Origin of the sequence: Pseudomonas sp. S3E17 (assembly GCF_024168685.1) — a bacterium.
Lineage (GTDB): Bacteria > Pseudomonadota > Gammaproteobacteria > Pseudomonadales > Pseudomonadaceae > Aquipseudomonas > Aquipseudomonas marginalis.
Genome location: NZ_JALJWE010000001.1, coordinates 4,561,686 through 4,581,902, shown reverse-complemented (window position 1 = coordinate 4,581,902; position 20,217 = coordinate 4,561,686). Strand labels below are relative to the sequence as shown.

Here is a 20,217-nt window from a genome sequence, read left to right as displayed (position 1 = left end):
CCGTGGCGTAAAGCCACGGCCACAAGCGCTATCAGTGCTATCAGCGCTTGGTGTTGGAACGGATGTTCCAGCCAAACTTGATCGCGCCGCCGTCTTTGGTGCCGTCGGCTTTCTGCGGCTGGTAGTCGACCATCACTTGGGCGAAGTTCAGGGTGACGTTTTCAGTCAGGCGGTCATCGCCGCCCGAACCGCCGGTGCTCAGGGACGTTACCAGCACTTCTTCCAGGTTGATCACCATGTACTCGACCTGGCTTTCGCCACCGGCCTTGCGCACGGTCAGCTTGACCTTGTCGATGTGCTTGCCGCTGGCGCAGTGCATCATCAGGTTCGGCGAGGCCTTGTCGACGTACTTGGTCAGCGACAGGTCCTGGATGTTCACCTTGCCCGCGCCGCCGCCACCGCCAACGTGCATGTTGCCGGACTGGGCCATGCCCCAGCTCCAGTTCAGCACGTCGATTTCGTCCTTGTGGGCCTTGTCCATGGACTCGCCCTTGATGTCGCCGATCTTGATGAAAATATCAACAGCCATGTTTTCTCCCTGTGTGGTCTCAGCCACTGTATTTGTTAACGCCGCCGACCCCTGTAGGAGCGAGCTTGCTCGCGAAGGTCGTCAACGGTGACGCGGGCATCCTGGATGAACGCAGCGCCTTCAAGTTTTTCGCGAGCAAGCTCGCTCCTACAGGGAGCGAGCCAGTCCCGATTTTTTACGCGCTTTTCGCCGAAGGCAGCTTCGATACCAGACGCAACGATACGGTCAGCCCTTCGAGCTGGTAGTGCGGGCGCAGGTAGAACTTGGAGTTGTAGTACCCCGGGTTGCCCTCGACGTCTTCCACGATCACCTCGGCGGCGGCCAACGGGTGCTGGGCCTTGGTGGTTTCGGTGGAGTGCGCCGGGTCACCGTCGACGTAGTTGAGGATCCAGTCCTGCAACCAGCGCTGCATCTCGTCCTTCTCTTTGAAGGAACCGATCTTGTCGCGCACGATGCACTTCAAGTAGTGCGCGAAACGGCAAGTAGCGAACAGGTACGGCAGGCGCGCGGCCAGGTTGGCGTTGGCGGTGGCGTCCGGGTCGTCGTATTCGGCCGGCTTCTGCAACGACTGGGCGCCGATGAACGCGGCGAAGTCAGTGTTTTTCTTGTGCAGCAGCGGCATGAAACCGTTCTTCGCCAGTTCCGCTTCACGGCGGTCGCTGATGGCGATTTCGGTCGGGCACTTCATGTCCACGCCACCGTCATCGGTAGGGAACGTGTGGGCCGGCAGGTTTTCCACTTCACCGCCGGACTCCACGCCACGGATGCGCGAGCACCAGCCGTAGTGCTTGAACGAACGGTTGATGTTCACCGCCATCGCGTAGGCGGCGTTGGCCCAGGTGTACTTGGAGCTGTCGGCGCCGTCGGTGTTTTCTTCGAAGGCGAAGGCTTCCACCGGGTCGGTCTTGGCGCCATAGGGCAGGCGCGCCAGGAAGCGCGGCATGGTCAGGCCGATGTAGCGCGAGTCTTCCGATTCACGCAGCGAGCGCCAGCCGGCGTATTCCGGGGTGGTGAAGATCTTGGTCAGGTCGCGCGGGTTCGACAGTTCCTGCCACGAGCCCATGCCCATCACGGTCGGCGATGCCGCAGCAATGAACGGGGCGTGCATGGCGGCGCAGACTTTCGACAGCTCGCCCAGCAGTTCCACGTCCGGTGGCGACTGGTCGAAGTAGTAGTCGCCCACCAGGCAACCATAGGGTTCGCCGCCGAACTGGCCGTATTCTTCTTCGTACATCTTCTTGAAGAGCGGGCTCTGGTCCCACGCGGTGCCCTTGAATTTCTTCAGGGTCTTGTGCAGGTCCGGCTTGGAGATGTTGAGCACGCGAATCTTCAGCTGCTCATCGCTCTCGGTGTTATTGACCAGGTAGTGCAGGCCACGCCAGGCGCTTTCCAACTGCTGGAAATCCTGGTGGTGGATGATCTGGTTGACCTGGGCGGTGAGCTTGGCGTCGATGGCGGCGATGATCGATTCGATCGATTTGATCGCGTCGTTGGACACCAGGTCGGTTTGCGCCAGGGCCTGTTCGGCCAGGGTGCGCACGGCGGTTTCCACAGCTTCGCGGGCACGCTCGGTCTTGGGCTTGAATTCCTGCATCAACAAGGATGCGAACTCGCTGGTTTCCTCGGTTGCACCCAGGCTCTGGGCGCCTTCGCGGGCGGTATTGTCAGTCATGATTACTGGTCCCCTGCAGGCTTAGGCGCACTGGCAAGTGCCTGGAGCAGTGCCGGGTCCTTGATCGCCTTCATGATGATTTCTTCAGCGCCAGTCTTGCCGTCCATGTAGGTCAGCAGGTTGGCCAGCTGGGTGCGGGCTTCGAGCAGCTGCTTGAGCGAGTCGACCTTGCGGGCCACGGCGGCCGGGCTGAAGTCGTCCATGCTTTCGAAGGTGATGTCCAGGCTCAGGTTGCCTTCGCCGGTCAGCTCGTTGGGTACGTGGAACGCCACGCGCGGCTGCATGGCCTTGAGGCGCGAGTCGAAGTTGTCGACGTCCACTTCAAGGAACTTGCGGTCGGCCACAGGCAGAAGAGGCTCGGCAGGCTTGCCGGCGAGGTCGGCCATCACACCCATCACGAAGGGCAGCTGGACCTTTTTCTCGGCGCCGTAGAGCTCGACGTCGTACTCGATCTGCACTCGAGGCGCGCGGTTGCGCGCGATGAATTTCTGAGAACTTTGCTTCGCCACGTTGCTGCTCCTGGTCGCTTGAGCGACGGTGTTGTTACTGCGCAGTCGAGCGGCTTACTCGCCGTCCGGGCCGCGCAGGTTTTCAAATTGGGACATCCCATCGGGAATCAGATTGCGCACGATGGCCGCGAAGTCGGCGTGCACAAGATGCTTGGCCCGGTTCAGCAACACCGGCAACGGGCTCGAAGGCTCGTGCCGGGTGTAATACGCAAGGATCTTGTCGAGGCTGCGCAGCACGTCATCACGGTTGCTGATGTCGCCGCTGGGGCGAGGTGCGGCGGGGGCAGCGGCGAAGTCCACCGAGGGGGCATTGTCGTCACTGACGGCCTCGGGCTCGCTGCTGGCAGCGCTGTTCGGAACAAACTGATTAAGCACCTGCAGCGCCTGCTTGAGCGGTTGCTTCAACAGGCTGAGGTCCACGCCTTGGGCGGAACCCACCTGGTCGCTGACCTGCTGCTCGATGGCTTCGCAGGCGGCGCGTGCGGCGCTCAAGGCGTCGCGGGTGGCTTGCAGGTGTTCGGGGTCGCTGTCGAGGAACGCGGCGTTGAGCTGCTGGGCGCCGAGCTGTTCGTCGGGGAAACTCATCAGGCCGCTGGCGTTCAGCGCGGCGCGCAGGCTCACAGGGCCGAAGGTGCGCGAGCGCGTGAGGATGCTTTCGCGCAGCAGACGAATGGTCGCATCGCTGGTCAGGCCGGAGAGGGCGTTGATGCGTACGGTGGGGTCGTTATCGTCGTCGGCATCCAGGCGCGGGTGCAGGTCGGCCCAGTATTCGCGCAGCAGCGCATTGATCAACGTGAGGACTTCAGCCAGCCCGGCCGCACCCTGGAGGGCTAGGGAGCTTTGCAACAGGAAATGGGTGATGCGCAGGTCTTTGCTGCGCTGCAGCAAGTCGAGGCTCTGCTGCTGGATGCTGCGCCATTCCGGCGGCTCGGCGGGCAGGATCGAATCGCCCATGCTGCGCTCGGGTTGGCCCTTGGCATCACGCTCCAGCTGGAGAAAATCCGCGTCATATTCCATGTCTTCGCCACAGGGCGAACTCGCGGAAACGGCGGTGAGCAGCAACGGCACATCCACTGAAATTGATCTCCCTATCAGCCCGTTACATGGCGGGCAATGCATGCATTAGTTGCGCAAGGAACTTTGCATGTTTTCTTGGTCATATAAGAAGATGCCACTAATGTGCCATCACTGGTATTCAAGAAGTTGTGCATTTTTGGTGTAGTACTTATGCCTTGTCAAGGTAAGCTATTCGCCCTCTGTGACAGATGTGCGGTGCTTAACAACCTGCGCGACTGGTGGGTCGAACGACGCACCGGCATAGGATTTTTGTCATGGAGCCCAGTTAAGATCAGCGATCATGCTGGCATCAGCAGGTTTTGAACGGTCGATTGCACGACCTGATGGGGATCTCCCGGGCGTCGCTGTCCCTGGGGTCGACTGCGCGCGAAGTATCAGCAAGGAGGCAAGATGTCGCTGTGTTTGACTATCACTAGTTATCACAAGATTACCCCCGGGCAATGCTCGGAAAAGTCCATGAACCAGGGCTCGATGGCTATCGGCCGCAGCTCGGATAATGACTGGGTATTGCCTGACCCCGAGCGCCTGGTGTCTTCGCAGCACTGCGTTATTCAATACAAAGATGGCCGTTATTATTTAACCGATAACAGTACAAACGGTGTGGAGTTGGTTAACGCCGGCATCCGTTTGCGCAGGGGTAACAGCGAGCTGTTGCAGGATGGCGAGCTGATCCGCATCGGCGATTACGAGATCCAGGCGCGGATCGACTTCAACGTGCAGGCCATCGACAGCCAGCCATTCGCCGGTGATTCGCCGAACAGCTTTGAGGCCCTGATGGGCGCCGTGGCGAACAAGCCCGCGCCGACGCCGGTGATTGCCCCGCAATTCCAGGGCGCTTCGTCGATGGACACGCTGCCGGACCTGTTCGACTTCCTCAGCCCTACCGCCGTGCCGCCGCCCACCGTGGCCGACCATGTTCCCAGCGAACAACACGACTTCCGCCCGCCGACCCCGGTGGCGGTACCCGTGGTCGAGACGCCCGTGGTCTCGGGCTCGGTGATTCCCGAAGACTGGGACCTGTTTGGCGACACGCCGGCGCCGTTGGCCAGTGCGCCGCCACCTCCGCCACCGCCACCCGCACCGATCATCCAGCCGCCACCCGTGGTCGAGCCAGCGCCCCCTGTAGCCGACACGCGGCAGCCCGATCTCTTGCAAGCCTTCCTGCGCGGTGCCGGCCTTGACCAGTTGCGCCTGGACAAGGCCCAGGCAGAGGCGCAGATGGAAAACATCGGCCGCAGCTACCGCCTGATGGTCGAAGGCCTGATCGACGTATTGCGTGCCCGCGCCAGCCTCAAGGGTGAGTTCCGCATGCAGCAGACCATGATCCAGCCTGCCGAAAACAATCCGTTGAAATTCGCACCGAATGCCGACGAAGCATTACTGCTTTTGCTTCGCCACGGTAACCAGGCGTTTATGGCGCCGGACATTGCCGTGCGCGACAGTTTTGATGACCTGCGCGCTCACCAACTGGCGGTGATGGCCGGGGTGGAAGCAGCGATCAAGCACCTGCTCACGCGCTTTGAACCGGCGCAACTGGAAGAGCGCATGGGCAAGCCCGGCGGGCTGTCGAACCTGTTCGCCGGCTCGCGTCAGGCCCAGTACTGGCAGCAGTTCACCGAGCTCTACAGCAATATTTCCCGCGAGGCCCAGGAAGATTTCCAGGACCTGTTCGGCCGTGAATTCAGCCGGGCCTACGAAGAACACAGCGCGCGACAGCGTCGGTAAAACCGCGCCGCAACCTACGGATTAACGGATAGCTAAGTACGTCATTGAGGACGCAGGATGATTCCCAGGTTTTTACTCGCAGTCGCCACCGCGCTGCTGCTGACCGCGTGCGCCAAGGACGCGGTCAAACCCGAAACGGCTGCTGAGGCCGAAGTGGACACCGCCGCCGTCGAGCTGCACTTCCACGCCATTGCCGGGCTTAACCCCGGCGCCAACGGCCAGGCCGCGCCGGTGCGGGTGCGTATTTTCGAACTGAAGAACGCCGCCACCTTCGCCCGCTCCGATTACTTCGCCCTGGCCGACCGTGCGCAATCGACCCTCGGCCTGGACCTGCTGGACCAGGACGAAGTCATGGTGCAACCCGGCCAGCAACTGAGCATCCAGCGCGACCTCGACCCCTCCACGCGCCAGATCGGCTTGTTGGTGGGTTATCGCGAGTTGGACCGCGCGCAATGGCGCACGGTGATCAACGTGCCGGCGCGCCAATACACCGAATACCAGATCAGCCTCGATGTGCGTGCCGTGCGCGCCGACGTCGTGGTCACCCCATCCAGCCCTGCCCAATAAGAAGCAATCGGAGCTCCCCATGTCCTGGAACAATCGCGTGGTCTGGTCGGAAGGCATGTTCATCGGAACGCAGCACTTCCAGCAGCATGACCGTTACCTGGAAAACCTGATCGACGCCCGCAGCCGCCCGTTGTCCGCCGGCGCCTGGGGGTTTTCCGAATTGCTGATCGACCAGGGCCTGCTGGCCCAGGGCAAGCTGGCCATCGTCTCGGCGCGCGGCCTGTTGCCCGACGGCACGCCGTTCAACATTCCCCAGGATGACCTGGCGCCCAGCCCGCTGAATATCGACGACAACCTGCGCGATGGCCTGGTCTACCTGGCCTTGCCCCTCAAGCGTGCGGGTGCCCGCGACACCGTGGATGAAGGCGAAGCCCTGGAAGCCGCGCGCTACGTGAGCCAGGTGCGCGAAGTGCGCGATGACAACGCACCGTTCGAAAACCGCGCGCCGGTGGCCGTGGGTTCCCGGGCCCTGCGCTTGCTGACCGCCCAGGACGGCATCAGCGACTACGCCGCCGTGGGCCTGGTGCGCATCAAGGAAAAACGCGCCGACCGTGCGCTGGTTCTCGACGACAGCTACATCCCGCCAGTCCTCGATGTGGCCGCGAGCAAGCCGTTGAGCGCGTTTCGCAGCGAACTGCTGGGTCTTTTGCACCAGCGCGGCGAAGCCCTGGCGGGCCGCGTGGTTGCCTCGGGGGCAGGCGGTGCGTCGGAGATCGCCGACTTCATGCTGCTGCAACTGGTCAACCGCGCCCAGCCGCTGATCCAGCATTTCAGCCAGTTGAGCCCGCTGCACCCGGAGCGCTTTTTCAGCGAACTGGTCAGCCTGGCCGGTGAGTTCTCGACCTTTTCCACCTCGGGCCGTCGTCCCCAGGAATACCCGCAATACCAGCACGACGACCTGGCCCTGAGCTTCGCCCCGGTCATGGCGGCCCTGCGCGAAGCCCTGTCGATGCTGATCGACAGCAAGGCCACGCCGATCCCGATTGTCGAGAAAGCCTACGGCGTCCACGTGGCCATGCTGGCCGACAAGACCCTGCTCGACAGCGCCAGCTTCATCCTCGTGGTCCGTGCCGATGTGCCCGGCGAAACCCTGCGTGCGCGCTTCGGCCAGCAGAGCAAGGTCGGATCGGTGGAGCACATCCGCGACCTGGTCAACCTGCAACTGCCGGGCATCACCTTGCTGCCGTTGCCAGTGGCGCCGCGCCAACTGCCGTACCACGCAGGCTCGACCTACTACGAGCTGGACCGTGGCAGCGAGCATTGGCAGCAACTGGGCAATTCCGGTGGTTTTGCCTTCCATATCGCCGGGCAGTTCCCGGGCTTGAACCTGGCCTTCTGGGCGATCCGAGGATAATCCGCGATGCATCCCAATGATGACGACCGCACCCAGTTCATGCCGCGCCCGGGTGGCCGCGCGCCGGAGCCTGCGCGTGCCGAGCCGGCCCCGCTGTCGATGCCGGCCGCGCCGATCCTCACCGGCAAAAGCCAGGGCCTGAACCCGCTGGAAAGCGCCGCCGGCCCGTTGTTGGCGCTGTTGACGCGCCTGCGCAACACCATCGCGCACCCGGCGCCGGCCAGCCTGCGCGCGCAGTTGCTGGCCTACCTGCGCCAGTTCGAAGAGCGCGCCGAAGCCGCTGGCGTGGCCCGCAACGAGGTGCTGCTGGCGCGCTACGCGCTGTGCACCGCCCTCGATGAGGCGGTGTTGAGCACGCCGTGGGGCAGCACCAGCGATTGGGGCAAGCAGAGCCTGTTGATCACGGTGCACAACGAAGCCTGGGGGGGCGAAAAAGTCTTCCAGTTGCTCGACCACTGCCTGCAAAGTCCACGGGAGCGCCTCTACCTGCTGGAGCTGTTGTACCTGTGCATGTGCCTGGGGTTCGAAGGCCGTTACCGCGTGATGAACGACGGTCGCAGCCAGTTGGAAGCCTTGCGTGAGCGTACGGCGGCGGCGATTCGCAGTGCTCGCGGTGACCACGAGCGCGAGCTGTCGCCCCATTGGCGTGGCGTCACCGTGGCGCGTGATCGGCTGGCGCAGTTCATGCCGCCGTGGATCGCCGTGGCGATCGGCCTGGCGTTGTTGCTGGCCTTGCTGTTCACCTTGCGCCTGCTGCTCGCGGCGCAGGCCGAGCCGGTGTTCAAGAATATCCATGCCCTGGGCGAGATCCCGGTGCAGGCCATCGACCGTCCGGTGGCGCAACCCAAAGTGATCGAGCGTCCGCGTCTGGCCGGCTTCCTGGCGGAAGACATCAAGGCCGGTCGCGTCGCGGTGGAAGACAAGGTCGACCGTTCTGTCGTCACCATTCGAGGCGATGAGCTGTTTGCGTCCGCCAGCTCCAGCATCGTCGATGACTACCAGCCGCTGATGCTGCGCATCGCCGACGCCATCCGCAAGGTCAAGGGCCAGGTGCGCGTCACCGGGCACAGCGACAACCGTCCGATTGCCACGCTGCGTTTCCCGTCCAACTGGGCCTTGTCCGAGGCGCGGGCCAAGTCGGTATTGGAGATCCTCGCGGCCAAGACCGGCCAGGCCGATCGCTTCAGTGCCGAGGGCCGCAGCGACACCGAGCCGTTGGCGACCAACACAACTGCCGAAGGCCGTGCCCGCAATCGTCGGGTTGAAATCACCGTATTGGCGGAGGGCGTCGAGTGAAGGCGTTTTTCAGTTTCATGATTCGCTGGGTGATCCCCGTGCTGGGCCTGATCGCCCTGAGCCTGATCATCTGGTTTGTGGGGCCGTTGCTCGACGTGCTGGTGCCGGAAGGGCGCCGTTGGGCGCTGATCATCCTGGTGTTTGCGGTGTGGATCGCCTACCGCGTGTTCCGCATCATCCAGGCGCGGCGCCAAGCGGCCGAAGTGATGCGCAGCCTGGCGGCCGAAACCCCGGCCGACCCCAACAGCGTGGCCACCGCCGAAGAGCTCACCACCCTGCGCCAGCGCATGGACGAAGCCCTGGCGCTGCTGAAAAAGGCCAAGCTCGGTGGCGACGAACGCCGCAACCTCTACGAGCTGCCGTGGTACGTGATCATCGGCCCGCCGGGTTCGGGCAAGACCACGGCGCTGGTCAACTCCGGGCTGCACTTTCCGTTGGCGGCCCAGTTGGGCGCCGGGGCGGTGCGCGGTGTTGGCGGTACGCGTAACTGCGACTGGTGGTTTACCGACCAGGCCGTACTGCTCGACACCGCCGGCCGCTACACCACCCAGGACAGCAATTCGACGGTGGACAAAGCCGCCTGGCTGGGCTTTCTCGACCTGCTGAAAAAGCAGCGCTCGCGCCGGCCCATCGATGGCGCCTTTATCGCCATCAGCCTGTCGGACCTGCTGCTGGGCACCGATGCCGAGCGCGCGGCCCATGCGGCGGCGATCCGCCTGCGTATCCAGGAGCTGTACACCCAATTGGGCGTGCGTTTCCCGATCTACCTGATGCTGACCAAGCTCGACCTGGTGCCGGGCTTCATGGAGTTCTTCGACAACCTGAGCAAGGAAGAGCGCGCCCAGGTCTGGGGCATGACCTTTGCCCTGGACGACGGCAAGAACAGCGACAGCCCCCTGGCGCACCTGCAAAGCGAATTCGCCGGCCTCGAGCAGCGCCTCAACGAACGCCTGGTGGAGCGCCTGCAACAGGAGCGCGACCCGGCGCGGCGCGACCTGATCTACGGTTTCCCGCAGCAGTTCGGCGCATTGAAGGACTGCCTGCAAAGCTTCCTCGAAGGCGTGTTCAAGCCCAATGCCTTTGAAGAGCGCGTGTTGCTGCGCGGCGTGTACTTCACCAGCGGCACCCAGGAAGGCAGCCCGATCGATCGCCTGATCGGCGCCATGGCCCAGAGCATGAACCTGGACCGTCAGCACCTGGCGCGCCAGAGCGGCACCGGGCGCAGTTACTTCATCGAAAAACTCTTCACCGCCGTGGCCTTTGCCGAACGTGGCCTGGTAGGCGTTAACCCGAAAGTCGAGCGTCGGCGCACGTGGATCGCACGCGGTGTACTCGCGGCCACCGTGGCCTTGGTGATCGTGGTCAGCAGCCTGTGGTGGGTGAGTTATCGCGCCAACCAGGCGTATATCGCCCAGGTCGACCAGAAGGTCGCGCCGCTGGGCCAGACCGTCCAGAACCTCAGCCCGGCGCAGCGTGAAGTGCTCGCGGTGCTGCCGCTGCTCAATGCGGTGAAGAACCTCGCGGGGGATTCGCCGAGCTGGTCCGAAGGCCTGGGGCTGTATCAGGGCGATATGCTCGAAGCCGAGTCCGCCAGCGTCTATCGCAAGCTGTTGATCGCCGTGTTCGCGCCGCGCCTGGTGACGCGCATCGAGGAGCAACTGCACGGCGGCGGCAACTCGGACTTCCTCTACGAAGGCCTCAAGGCCTACCTGATGCTCGCCGACAGCGAGCATTACGACCCGGACTTCATCAAGGCCTGGATCGCCCTCGACTGGGACCGCAACCTGCCGCGCGACCTGCCGGCTGATCAGCGCCAGGCGTTGAGCGGGCACTTGCAGGCGCTGTTCGAGCGCCATCCGCCGAATGCGCGCCTTGACCCACGCTTGATCGACGATCTGCGTCGCCAGTTGCAACAACTGCCGGTGGCCCAGCGTGTCTACGACCGGGTCAAGCGCCAGAAACTGCCCGAGGGCATCCCGGACTTCCGTCTCAACGAAGCCGCTGGTCGCGATGCCGCGCTGGTGTTCAGCCGTAAAAGCGGCAAGCCGTTGGGCGAGCCGTTGAGTGGCTTTTTCACCGCCAAGGGTTATCGCCAGGCGTTTTTGCTCAGCAGCCTGAACCAGACCGGCACCCTGGCCGAAGAGCAATGGGTGCTGGGCCATGAGCAGGCCGATCAGCAGAACGTGGTCAGCCTGGCCGCCGATGTGCGTCGCCTGTATTTCCAGGATTATCAGCGCCAGTGGGATGCGTTGCTCGCCGATATCGACTTTGTGCCGATCACCAGCGTGGCCCAGGCAGCCGATGTGCTGCGGGTGATTTCCGGGCCGAGTTCGCCGCTGAAAAAACTGCTGGTGGCCGTAGCCAAGGAAACCGATCTGCAAGCCGAAGAGCGCCAATTGGCCGCCAAAGGCGTGCCGGTGGAAGGTGGCGTCGACAAGCTCAAGGAGCGCCTCGGCAGCCTGCTCGGCCAGGAGCAACCGACGGCCAATGCGCCAGCGGCGGCGGATGATCCGGTGACCGCGCACTTTGCCGAACTCAACAGTATCGTCAGCAAGAACGAAGGTGAACCGGCGGCCATCGACGGCCTGTTGTCGGACATGAACGCCCTGTATGTGCAGGTCAGCGCCATGGTCGGGGCCAGCGGCGATGCCTTGCTTGGCGAGGCGAAGAACCAGGCGGCGGCTGCGGCCACGCGGGTCAGCCTGAACGCCGAGCGCCAACCGCCGCTGGTGCAAGGCATGGTCAAGTCGGTGGTCAACTCCACCACCAACAGCATGATGGGCGGGGTGCGTAACCAACTGAACACGGCATGGGTCAGCGAAGTGGTCAATGTGTACCGCCAGTCCCTGGCCGGTCGTTACCCGATGTCGCCGGGCAGCGCGCGGGATGCGACCCTGGATGACTTCGGCCAGTTCTTCGGTGTGGGCGGGGTGATGGACAACTACTTCCGCAAATACCTGCAGCCGTACGTGGACACCTCGGCACAGACCTGGCGCTGGCAGCCGGGCGCGGCACAGAAACTCGGGATTGCGCCGGGCGTGCTGCAAACCTTCCAGCGCGCGGCGACGATCCGCGATGCGTTTTTCCGCTCCGGTGGCACCCAACCGATCGTACGTTTCGAACTCAAGCCGGTGTCGATGGACCCGACCATCACCCAGTTCCTGCTCGACCTCGACGGCCAGCAATTGAGCTACGACCACGGCCCCAGCCGCCCGGTGGCGATGCAATGGCCGAACCCCGGCAGCATTGGCGTGGTGCGTATCTCGATCATGCCGCCGTCGGCCAGTGGTCGCTCGGGCGTGACCCTCGATGGACCGTGGGCCTGGTTCCGCCTGCTGGAACAGTCGGACCTCACCGCCGGCAACTCGCCGGACCGCTTCAACCTGCGCCTGCGGGTCGACGGTGCGAGCATCGCCTACGAGTTGCGCGCCAACAGCGCCTTCAACCCGTTCAAGAGCCGCGTGCTCAGTGGCTTCAGCCTGCCGGAGCGGCTATGACGACGCTGGGTTTCTACGGCAAGCTGGCCAGTCGCGGAGACTTCGTCAGCCGTGCCTTGCCCCAGAGCTTTATCGGCCCGTGGGACAGCTGGCTGGCGGCGGGGTTGCTCGCCAGCCAGAACAGCCTCGGCGCCGACTGGCTCAATGCGTACCTGGTCAGCCCTCTGTGGCGCTTTGTGCTGGCGCCCGGCGTGTGCGGGCCGGACGCGGCGGCGGGCGTGGTGATGCCGAGCATTGACCGGGTCGGGCGCTATTTCCCGCTGGCGGTGGTCACCTTGCTCGATCACGACATCAACCCGGCGTCCCTGGTGGGCGGGCCGGACAGCTGGTTTGAGCAGGCCGAAGAGCTGTTGCTCAGCACCCTGGATGCCGGCGCCACGTTTGAACGCTTCAACGCTGGTCTCGATGACCTGGGCTTACCGGCGACCGAGCCGCGTGCGGTGGACAGCCGTTTCGCCGGCCTGCAGCGCGTGGCGGCCAGCGTGCCCCATCAGCGCATGACCGCGCTCGCCGAACAGGCCTGCGACGGGGCGAGCCTGTGGTGGGGGCGTGGTTCGCAGACGATTTCCCCTGGTTTATTGCGGTGTCAGGGCCTGCCTGCCGCCGGCGATTTTGCGCAGTTTTTGCTCGGACAAGAAGGTGTGGTGTAGATGGGGTCGACGTACAAATCCGCGAGCAAAAGCCATGTAGGCATGGTTCGCCAGGTCAACGAAGACGCGTGCCTGGACCTGCCGGAAAACCGCCTGTGGGTGGTGGCCGACGGCATGGGCGGGCACGCGGCGGGGGATTATGTCAGCAGCCTGATCGTCGACAGCCTGCGCAGCGTGCCGATGGGCCGTTCCCTCGACGAGTACTCGGCAGCCCTGCGCAATGACCTGACCCGCATCAACGCCGCCGTGCGTGAAGAAACCGCCAACCGTGGCGTGACCATGATGGGCAGCACGGTGGTGGTGCTCGCCGCGCGCGGCTTGCGCGGTGTGTGCCTGTGGGCCGGCGACAGCCGCCTGTACCGCCTGCGCGACGGCGTGCTCGAAGGCATCTCCCGCGACCACAGCTACGTCCAGGACCTGCAGGACAGCGGCCTGCTCAGCGAAGCCGATGCCCGCGTGCACCCGCGCGCCAACATCGTCACCCGCGCCATTGGCGTGGAAGCCCAGCTGGAGCTGGCGGTGGTCGACCTGCTGATCGCCCCCGGCGACAGCTACCTGCTGTGCAGCGATGGCTTGAACAAGACCGTCGAAGACCATGAGATCCGCGAAGTGCTCAGCCACGACGCGCCGGATGAAATCGTGCGCAGCCTGGTGCACCTGGGGCTCAACCGTGGCGCGCCGGACAACATCACCGCCATCGTCGTGAAGGTATCGGCATGAACATTGTGATTCCGGGCTATGACATCGACGGCGAGATCGGCGAAGGCGCCATGGCCAGTGTGTACCTGGCGACCCAGCGCTCCCTGGAGCGCAAGGTGGCGTTGAAGGTGATGGCGGCGGCGCTGGCGGCCGACCCGAGTTTCTGCGAACGTTTCCTGCGCGAGGGCAAGACCCTCGCGCGGCTGTCCCACCCGCACACGGTGACCATCCATGACATCGGCAATGTCGGTGAGCTGTATTACATGGCCATGGAATACCTGCCCAATGGCACGCTCAAGGAGCGCATCGCCGCGGGCCTGACGCCGGAGCAGGGCATTACGCTGATCCGCCAGATCGCCTCGGCGCTGGGCTATGCCCATGCCCAGGGGCTGGTGCACCGCGACGTCAAGCCGGCAAACATCCTGTTCCGCGCCGATGGCACGGCGGTGCTGTCGGACTTCGGTATCGCCAAGTCCCTGGACGACCGCACCCAATTCACCCAGGCCGGCTTTGCCGTGGGCACGCCGAGCTACATGAGCCCGGAGCAGGCGCGGGGCCAGGAGATCGATGGCCGTGCCGACCTCTACGCGCTGGGCGTGGTGCTGTATGAAATCCTCGTCGGCAAGCTGCCGTACAACGGCAACGATGCGCTGTCCACCGCGCTGGCGCACCTGACCGAACCCTTGCCGGAATTGCCGGTGCACCACGGCCGTTATCAGGGCGTGCTGCGCAAGTTGTTGGCCAAGGACCCGGCGGAGCGTTTCCCGGATGCGGCGGCGTTGCTGCAGGCGCTGGATAACCTGCCTGCGGAGTCGCCGGAGGCCACGCTGGTGCGGCCGTTGCCGATCCCGCTGAGTTTTGATCTGGCGGGCATGACCCCGGTCACCATCGACATCCCGACCGACAGACCCCAGCCGCAACCGGTGCGCCAGCCGGTGGTGACGCCGACCCAGCATAAGGCCGTGTCCGAGCAGCGCCGTGGGCCGGTACTGGCACTGGCCGCCGTGGCGGTGGCCGTCGCATTGGCCATTGGTGGCGGCAGTTACTGGTGGTTGAGCGGCAGTGATGAGCCGGCCAAGCCGCCGGCTGCCGTCGTGCCTCAGGCCAAGCCTCCAACGGCGGTCGCCGTCGTGCCCCCGGCAACGCCCACTGCGGCCGCCGAAGTGGACGGCGGCCAACGGCCGTTGTTGATGGCCGGTAAGAAGACTTTGTTCCAGCGCGTGCTCAGCAAGCCCGGCGCCAAACTGTCGAGTGACGCCGGCAGCGCGCCGGGCAAGGCCCTGCCGGCGTTCTCCGTGCTGTACGTGTACCAGCGCAAAGACGTCGACGGCAGCCCGTGGGTGCGCGTCGGCGCCGCCACCGATGGCCGCAGCGACGGCTGGTTGCCGGCCGCCCAGGTCAGCGACTGGAAGCAAAGCCTCGTGCTCAAGTTCACCGAACGCTCCGGCCGGGCGCCGGTGATGTTCCTGCGCCAATCCGGCGAAGTGGAAAAGTTGCTCGCCGATCCAGCCGCCGCCAAAGGCGTGCTGGCCAAGGCGCAGAAGAACAGCGACGACAACGGCCAGGTCCTGGCCCTGGAGCCGGCCGCCAGCGCGGTGCCGCAGAACCAGTTCTACCTGTTGCCGATCTTCGACGCCAAGGAGAGCTTCGACGAAAACGGCCAGCCGGTGCAGTTGCTTAACGTCGCCTCCATCGACCCGGGCAGCAACGCTGCGGCCAAACCATCGACCCCGGTGATCAACGCCAATGCCGACGCCTTCCGCACTGCCGTGGTGCTGGTGGTGGACACCACGGTCTCCATGCAGCCCTACATCGACCAGATCCGCGATGTGGTGCACGAGCTGCAAACCCGTATCGCCGAGCGTGGCGAGCTGGACAGTGTCAGCTTCGGCATGGTCGGTTTCCGGAGCAGCATCAAGAAAACCCCAGGCCTGGAATACGTGGCCAAGACCCTGATCAGCCTCGACCAGGGCCGCGACCCGCAACGCTTCCTCGACATGGCGCGGCAGGTCAAGGCGTCTACCGTGTCCAGCCACTCCTTCAACGAGGACGCGTTTGCCGGGGTGATGCAGGCCGTGGACGGCATGGACTGGTCCGGCTACGGCGGTCGTATCATCCTGCTGGTCACCGACGCGGGCGCGCTGCGCAAGAACGACCCGTTTGCCGCCACCCAGATGAACGAAGCCGAAGTGCGCCAGGCCGCACTGGGCAAGCAGATCAAGATCTACGCGCTGCACCTGCGCACCGACGCGGGCAAGAAAACCCACGCCGGCGCCGAGAGCCAATATCGCATCCTCACCGCCGACGCCAACCCGCAGATCGGCGACTTATACACGCCGGTGCCGGGTGGCGATGTGCGCAAGCTGGGCGAGCGTGTCGACGAGATCGGCAGTGTGTTCGCCAACCTCGTGCACCAGGTGCGCAGCAATACGCCGCAAGCGGTGCCGCTGCTGAGTGCCGCGCCGAGCCTGGCGGACAAATCCGCAGCGGTCGGTTATGCGATGCACATGGACTTCCTCGGGCGCCGGAACGCCAGCCAGGCGCCGCAGCTGGTGAGTGCCTGGACCGCCGACCGCGACCTGACCAACCCCGCGCTGCCGGCGTTCCAGGTGTGCGTGATGCTGACCAAATTGCAGCTCAATGACCTGCAACAGTCGCTGAAACTGATCGTCGATGCGGCGCGCAAGACCCAGACCTCGCCTAAGGATTTCTTCCAGGAAATCGCCAGCGCCTCGGCCTATATGAGCCGCGACCCCCAAGCCCTGCGCAAGGGCGGCAACCTGGCCGACGGCGGCATTCTCGGCGAATACCTGGAGGGCCTGCCGTACCGCAGCAAGTCGCTGAACATGACCCAGGACCTGTGGTTGTCGTTGAGCGTGGCCGAGCAGGAAGACTTTATCGACGAGCTGGATTCGAAAATCCGCCTCTACGAAACCTTCCACAATGACGTGGCCAACTGGGTCCGTTTCGGCGATGCCGAGCCGGGCGATGCGTTGTACCGCGTGCCGTTGTCGACGCTGCCGTAATGCTGAACCTGAGCGCGGTGCACAAGAGCCGGGGTGTCGGCAGCCAGCGGTACAGCCTGGTGATCCCGGCTCTGCACCTGCGTGCCGGCGAGCAATTGGCGATTGTCGGGCCGAGCGGGTGCGGCAAGAGCACCTTGCTGGATCTGTTGGCGCTGGTACTGGCGCCGGATCAGGTGGGCCGGTTCGAATTCAACCGGCAGGACATTGGTGGACTGTGGCGCGCCGATCAGCAATCCACCCTGGCCGCGCTGCGCAGCCAGCACTTGGGCTATGTGCTGCAAACCGGCGGGCTGTTGGGCTTTCTGGATGTGCGCAGCAATATCGCGCTGTCCCGGCAACTGCTGGGGTTGAAAGACGACGGCAGCGTGACGCGCCTGGCGGAACAGCTGGAGATCAGCGACCAGTTGGCCAAGAAGCCGGCCGCGTTGTCGGTGGGCCAGCGCCAACGTGTGAGCTGCGCCCGCGCCCTGGCCCATGCACCGCAACTGGTGCTGGCCGATGAGCCGACGGCGTCCCTTGACCCGCTGAACGCCGAGCGCGTGATGCAGGCCCTGCTGGCCCAGGCCCGCGAGCACCGCGCCGCCTGTGTGATCGCCACCCATGACGAACCCTTGGCCCGTGCCAGTGGCTTGCAGGTGCGGCGCATCAGTTGCCGTCGCGATACCGATGGCGGCGTTACCGCGACCCTTGGGGAGGCGTGCTGATGCGCATCCCTCTGGTGGCGTCCCTGGCCTGGCAGGATTATCGCAACGATGCCTGGCTGTCGGCCTGTTCGGTGTTGGCGCTGGTGGCGGTGATCGCGCCGTTGCTGGTGTTGTTCGGCCTGAAATTTGGACTGGTTAGCAGTTTGACCGAACGTTTGGAGACCGATCCGGCCACCCGTGAAATTATTCCGTTGGGCGGTGGTCGATTCAGCAGCGCATTTGTCGAACAGCTCGGCCAGCGCAGCGATGTGGCATTCGCCTTACCGCGCACGCGGCAGATTGCGGCGACGGCGCAGGTGGGCACGCTGACCCTGGAAATGCTGCCGACCGCTGCGGGTGATCCGCTGCTCAGCGGCCTGCCGATGCCCAGGGGCCTGGACCGGATCGTGCTGAGCCACACCGCTGCCGAGAAGCTTGCGGCGCGGCCTGGGGATTGGCTGGAGACCAGCTTTGCGCGGCAAGTGGCGGGGCGTGTAGAAGCCCAGCGCACGCGCTTGCAGGTACTGGCGGTGCTGCCGCTGGAAGCCTTCGCCCGGGATGGGTTGTTTGCCGATTTGAGATTGCTGGAAGCGGCGGAAGATTACCGCGATGGCCGTGCGGTACCGGCGTTGGGTTGGGCCGGTGACGAGGTGGGTGTGAGCGAGCAGCGGGTGTATCCGGCGTTTCGCTTGTATGCGCGCAGCCTGGCCGATGTGGAGCCGCTGCGGGTATTTTTCGCCGGGCAGAATCTGTTGGTATCGACCCAGGCACAGACGATCGCCCAGGTGCAGTCGCTGAGCCGCAACCTGTCGATCGTCTTCTGGATCATCGCCGGGTTGGCCTTGGCGGGCGCGTTTGCGGCGATCTTCGCCGGGGCGTTGGCCGCTGTGGCGCGTAAGCGCCGGGAATTGTCGGTGTTGCGCCTGTTGGGGTTTTCCACCGGCGCGCTGTTGTTGTTTGTGGTGCTGCAGGCGCTTTACAGCGCAGGGTTTGCCGCTTTACTCAGCGTTGGGCTGTATGGCCTGGCCGAGGCCGCGTTGAACAAGTTATTCGTGCAGGTGCCGGGCGAACACGCCAGCCACCTGCTGGCGCGTCACTATGGCCTGGCCCTGGTTGCAGTCCTTGGCGTCAGCGCCGTGGCGGCAGCCTGTGGCGGTTGGCGAGTGGCGCGTATCCAGGCTTCTGAAGGAATCAGAGATGTATAAGTTACTGGGCGCCGTTGTGGCGCTGAGCCTGGCCTCGCTGGCCATGGCCGATGAAGCGAGCGACAAGCTCGACAACCCCAAGCCGTTGCCCGACGACGTCAGCCTGCCGCTGCCGTGCGAAGGCACTATGGTGTTCCGCTACGCCTATGTGCTGGCCCAAGGGACCTTGGATGACCGCGAGATCAGCCTCGGCTACCCCTTCGCCGAAGGCGAGGCGGGTTACCAGCAGTCATTTATCTCCGGCTACCGCCGCGACTTTATCAACGGCCAGTTCACCCTCAAGGACTTGCCGAAAGACTGGAGCAAAGTCATCGCGCCGTTGATGCCGAAGACCGACGCCAAGACTCCGCTCAAGCCCATGCTGTACTTCATCGGCAAGTACGAAGTGACCGCCCGCCAGTACGCCCAGGTGATGGCCCAGGCGCAATCCCTGGCCAGTGGCGAACCGGCACCGGCGTGCGATGCGCCCACCGGCATGGCCGGGCGTTTGCCCAAGGTGAAGCTGTCGCGCTTTGAGGCCGAGCGCTTTTCGGCGGTGTACAGCGCCTGGCTGATGAAATACCACCGCGATTTGCTGCCGGTGAGCGGTCGTGGGTCGTCGGCGGATGACGGCGGCCTGGGTTTTGTGCGCCTGCCCACTGAAGTGGAGTGGGAGTTCGCCGCACGCGGTGGCCAGGCGGTGAGCCGCCAGGACTTGGAAGGGCGCCTGTTTCCACGCCGCGTTGAAGGCAGCGACAGCGATGGCCCGCTGGGTGATTACGCGGTGTTCAACCAGGTCGCCGGCGGTACTGGCCAGGCCGCGCGCTTGATGCCTATCGGTACCAAGCTGCCCAACCCCATCGGCATGTTCGACGTGATCGGCAACGCCGCGGAAATGGTCCAGGAATCCTTCCAGCTGGTGCACGCCGGTCGTCGCCAGGGCACCTACGGCGGCTTTGTGGTCAAGGGCGGCAACTACCTCGAAGGCGAGGGCACGCTGTTTACCGGCATGCGCCGCGAATACCCGCTGTTCGCCGCCGACGGCACCGAGCAGAGCAACGAGACCACGGGTTTTCGTGTGGCGATTGGTGCGTTATCGGCGCCGCGCTCGCGTTACAAGGAGTTGTTTGCGCAGTGGCAGAAAGAAGGCCGCCTGGCCTCGCTGACCGACGCCATCGACGACGCCCAGGACCCGACCAAGCGCCTGGACAGCATCATCGCCGCCAGCGTCGACCCCAAGCTGCAGGCTGAGTTGGGGCTGGTCAATGAAGAACTCAAGCGCAATGTCTCGCTGATCGCCCAGCAACGCGAAGAAGCGGCGGGCAACCTGATTCAGTCGGCCGCACTGGTGGCCGAGACCATCAGCAACTACAACATCCGCCTGGCCAACCTGCAGAAGAGTCGCCAGCAGGCCCTGGACAACAAGGAAGAGGCCAGCGCGGCACTGTTTGCCACGGCCATCGAGAACGGACGCAGCGCCCTCGATGGCGCGGTGGCGATCTATATCGACAACCTGGCCACCGGCACGCGTTACACCGATGCGGTGATCCAGGCGCAGTTTCAACGGATCAAGGAAGAGTTGGATCGCAAGCCTGTGCTCGGCAAGAGCCTGGTGACGCGCGCAACACTGTTCGTTCGCCATGTCGGCAACTACCGCAAGCAACAGCGGGCCGACCCGGCGACGATCTTGAAGGAATTGCTCGCAGCGAGCGGTCAGCGCTGATCGCTGGCTGTATGGCGAGCTTGGAA

General features: G+C 64.5%; 15 protein-coding genes and 1 pseudogene. 12 read left to right on the top strand and 4 right to left on the bottom strand.

The window, feature by feature from the left end; translation table 11 throughout:
- Positions 1-40 precede the first annotated feature (40 nt).
- Complete coding sequence (locus J3D60_RS20745; protein ID WP_015886558.1) at positions 41-529, bottom strand: type VI secretion system tube protein Hcp; 489 nt, start codon at positions 527-529, stop codon at positions 41-43.
- Between the two features lie 32 nt (positions 530-561).
- Here J3D60_RS20745 and J3D60_RS20740 point away from each other — a divergent pair.
- Positions 562-681, top strand: a pseudogene (locus J3D60_RS20740) (outer membrane lipoprotein carrier protein LolA); the annotation flags it as partial.
- 23 nt (positions 682-704) lie between these two features.
- Here the strand turns inward: J3D60_RS20740 and tssC are convergent.
- The 3 genes from tssC to tssA are packed head-to-tail and all read right to left on the bottom strand — an operon-like array spanning position 705 to position 3,784.
- Positions 705-2,201: a type VI secretion system contractile sheath large subunit gene (tssC, locus tag J3D60_RS20735; protein ID WP_065926733.1), complete on the bottom strand. Its 1,497-nt coding sequence runs from the start codon at positions 2,199-2,201 to the stop codon at positions 705-707.
- Positions 2,202-2,203: 2 nt separating this feature from the next.
- Complete coding sequence (tssB, locus tag J3D60_RS20730) at positions 2,204-2,710, bottom strand: type VI secretion system contractile sheath small subunit (RefSeq protein ID WP_065926732.1); 507 nt, start codon at positions 2,708-2,710, stop codon at positions 2,204-2,206.
- A 54-nt stretch (positions 2,711-2,764) separates the two neighbouring features.
- Complete coding sequence (tssA, locus tag J3D60_RS20725; RefSeq protein ID WP_027608265.1) at positions 2,765-3,784, bottom strand: type VI secretion system protein TssA; 1,020 nt, start codon at positions 3,782-3,784, stop codon at positions 2,765-2,767.
- Positions 3,785-4,177: 393 nt separating this feature from the next.
- Here tssA and tagH point away from each other — a divergent pair, with 393 nt between their 5' ends.
- Genes tagH through J3D60_RS20670 form a run of 11 tightly spaced genes read left to right on the top strand, consistent with a single transcriptional unit; the run spans position 4,178 to position 20,191 of the window.
- The gene (tagH, locus tag J3D60_RS20720; protein ID WP_092488195.1) at positions 4,178-5,512 is read left to right on the top strand and encodes a type VI secretion system-associated FHA domain protein TagH; all 1,335 of its coding nucleotides are present in this window, start codon (positions 4,178-4,180) and stop codon (positions 5,510-5,512) included.
- 57 nt (positions 5,513-5,569) lie between these two features.
- On the top strand, positions 5,570-6,079 hold the full coding sequence (tssJ, locus tag J3D60_RS20715; protein ID WP_065937975.1) for a type VI secretion system lipoprotein TssJ: 510 nt from the start codon (positions 5,570-5,572) through the stop codon (positions 6,077-6,079).
- Positions 6,080-6,098: 19 nt separating this feature from the next.
- Entirely contained in the window at positions 6,099-7,433 is a 1,335-nt protein-coding gene (gene tssK, locus J3D60_RS20710) for a type VI secretion system baseplate subunit TssK (protein ID WP_092488197.1), read from the top strand.
- 6 nt (positions 7,434-7,439) lie between these two features.
- Positions 7,440-8,729: a DotU family type VI secretion system protein gene (locus tag J3D60_RS20705; RefSeq protein WP_253492638.1), complete on the top strand. Its 1,290-nt coding sequence runs from the start codon at positions 7,440-7,442 to the stop codon at positions 8,727-8,729.
- A complete protein-coding gene (gene tssM, locus J3D60_RS20700) occupies positions 8,726-12,226 on the top strand; it encodes a type VI secretion system membrane subunit TssM (protein ID WP_253492636.1) in 3,501 nt (1,166 codons plus the stop codon). The genes J3D60_RS20705 and tssM overlap by 4 nt, the downstream gene beginning before the upstream one ends.
- The gene (gene tagF, locus J3D60_RS20695) at positions 12,223-12,876 is read left to right on the top strand and encodes a type VI secretion system-associated protein TagF (RefSeq protein ID WP_065926726.1); all 654 of its coding nucleotides are present in this window, start codon (positions 12,223-12,225) and stop codon (positions 12,874-12,876) included. Before tssM ends, tagF begins: the two co-directional genes overlap by 4 nt.
- Entirely contained in the window at positions 12,877-13,596 is a 720-nt protein-coding gene (locus tag J3D60_RS20690) for a PP2C family serine/threonine-protein phosphatase (protein ID WP_027608272.1), read from the top strand.
- Positions 13,593-16,601, top strand: a complete 3,009-nt coding sequence (locus tag J3D60_RS20685; protein WP_253492634.1) for a serine/threonine-protein kinase — start codon at positions 13,593-13,595, stop codon at positions 16,599-16,601. The genes J3D60_RS20690 and J3D60_RS20685 overlap by 4 nt, the downstream gene beginning before the upstream one ends.
- The gene (locus J3D60_RS20680; RefSeq protein WP_027608274.1) at positions 16,601-17,305 is read left to right on the top strand and encodes an ABC transporter ATP-binding protein; all 705 of its coding nucleotides are present in this window, start codon (positions 16,601-16,603) and stop codon (positions 17,303-17,305) included. The genes J3D60_RS20685 and J3D60_RS20680 overlap by 1 nt, the downstream gene beginning before the upstream one ends.
- A complete protein-coding gene (locus J3D60_RS20675; RefSeq protein WP_098480714.1) occupies positions 17,305-18,489 on the top strand; it encodes an FtsX-like permease family protein in 1,185 nt (394 codons plus the stop codon). The genes J3D60_RS20680 and J3D60_RS20675 overlap by 1 nt, the downstream gene beginning before the upstream one ends.
- A 43-nt stretch (positions 18,490-18,532) precedes the next feature.
- Positions 18,533-20,191 (top strand): SUMF1/EgtB/PvdO family nonheme iron enzyme, encoded by a 1,659-nt coding sequence (locus tag J3D60_RS20670; RefSeq protein WP_253494025.1) that lies wholly within the window; start codon positions 18,533-18,535, stop codon positions 20,189-20,191.
- The last annotated feature ends 26 nt before the right edge of the window (positions 20,192-20,217 follow it).

What these genes read in the sequence shown, in the direction of transcription:
- J3D60_RS20685 (WP_253492634.1), top strand. Translation starts at nt 13,593, where the DNA reads ATGAACATTGTGATTCCGGGCTATGACATCGACGGCGAGATCGGCGAA.
- J3D60_RS20705 (WP_253492638.1), top strand. Translation starts at nt 7,440, where the DNA reads ATGCATCCCAATGATGACGACCGCACCCAGTTCATGCCGCGCCCGGGT.
- tssK (WP_092488197.1), top strand. Translation starts at nt 6,099, where the DNA reads ATGTCCTGGAACAATCGCGTGGTCTGGTCGGAAGGCATGTTCATCGGA.
- tssC (WP_065926733.1), bottom strand. Translation starts at nt 2,201, where the DNA reads ATGACTGACAATACCGCCCGCGAAGGCGCCCAGAGCCTGGGTGCAACC.
- J3D60_RS20690 (WP_027608272.1), top strand. Translation starts at nt 12,877, where the DNA reads ATGGGGTCGACGTACAAATCCGCGAGCAAAAGCCATGTAGGCATGGTT.
- tagH (WP_092488195.1), top strand. Translation starts at nt 4,178, where the DNA reads ATGTCGCTGTGTTTGACTATCACTAGTTATCACAAGATTACCCCCGGG.
- tssJ (WP_065937975.1), top strand. Translation starts at nt 5,570, where the DNA reads ATGATTCCCAGGTTTTTACTCGCAGTCGCCACCGCGCTGCTGCTGACC.
- J3D60_RS20675 (WP_098480714.1), top strand. Translation starts at nt 17,305, where the DNA reads ATGCGCATCCCTCTGGTGGCGTCCCTGGCCTGGCAGGATTATCGCAAC.
- J3D60_RS20670 (WP_253494025.1), top strand. Translation starts at nt 18,533, where the DNA reads ATGGCCGATGAAGCGAGCGACAAGCTCGACAACCCCAAGCCGTTGCCC.
- tagF (WP_065926726.1), top strand. Translation starts at nt 12,223, where the DNA reads ATGACGACGCTGGGTTTCTACGGCAAGCTGGCCAGTCGCGGAGACTTC.
- J3D60_RS20680 (WP_027608274.1), top strand. Translation starts at nt 16,601, where the DNA reads ATGCTGAACCTGAGCGCGGTGCACAAGAGCCGGGGTGTCGGCAGCCAG.
- J3D60_RS20745 (WP_015886558.1), bottom strand. Translation starts at nt 529, where the DNA reads ATGGCTGTTGATATTTTCATCAAGATCGGCGACATCAAGGGCGAGTCC.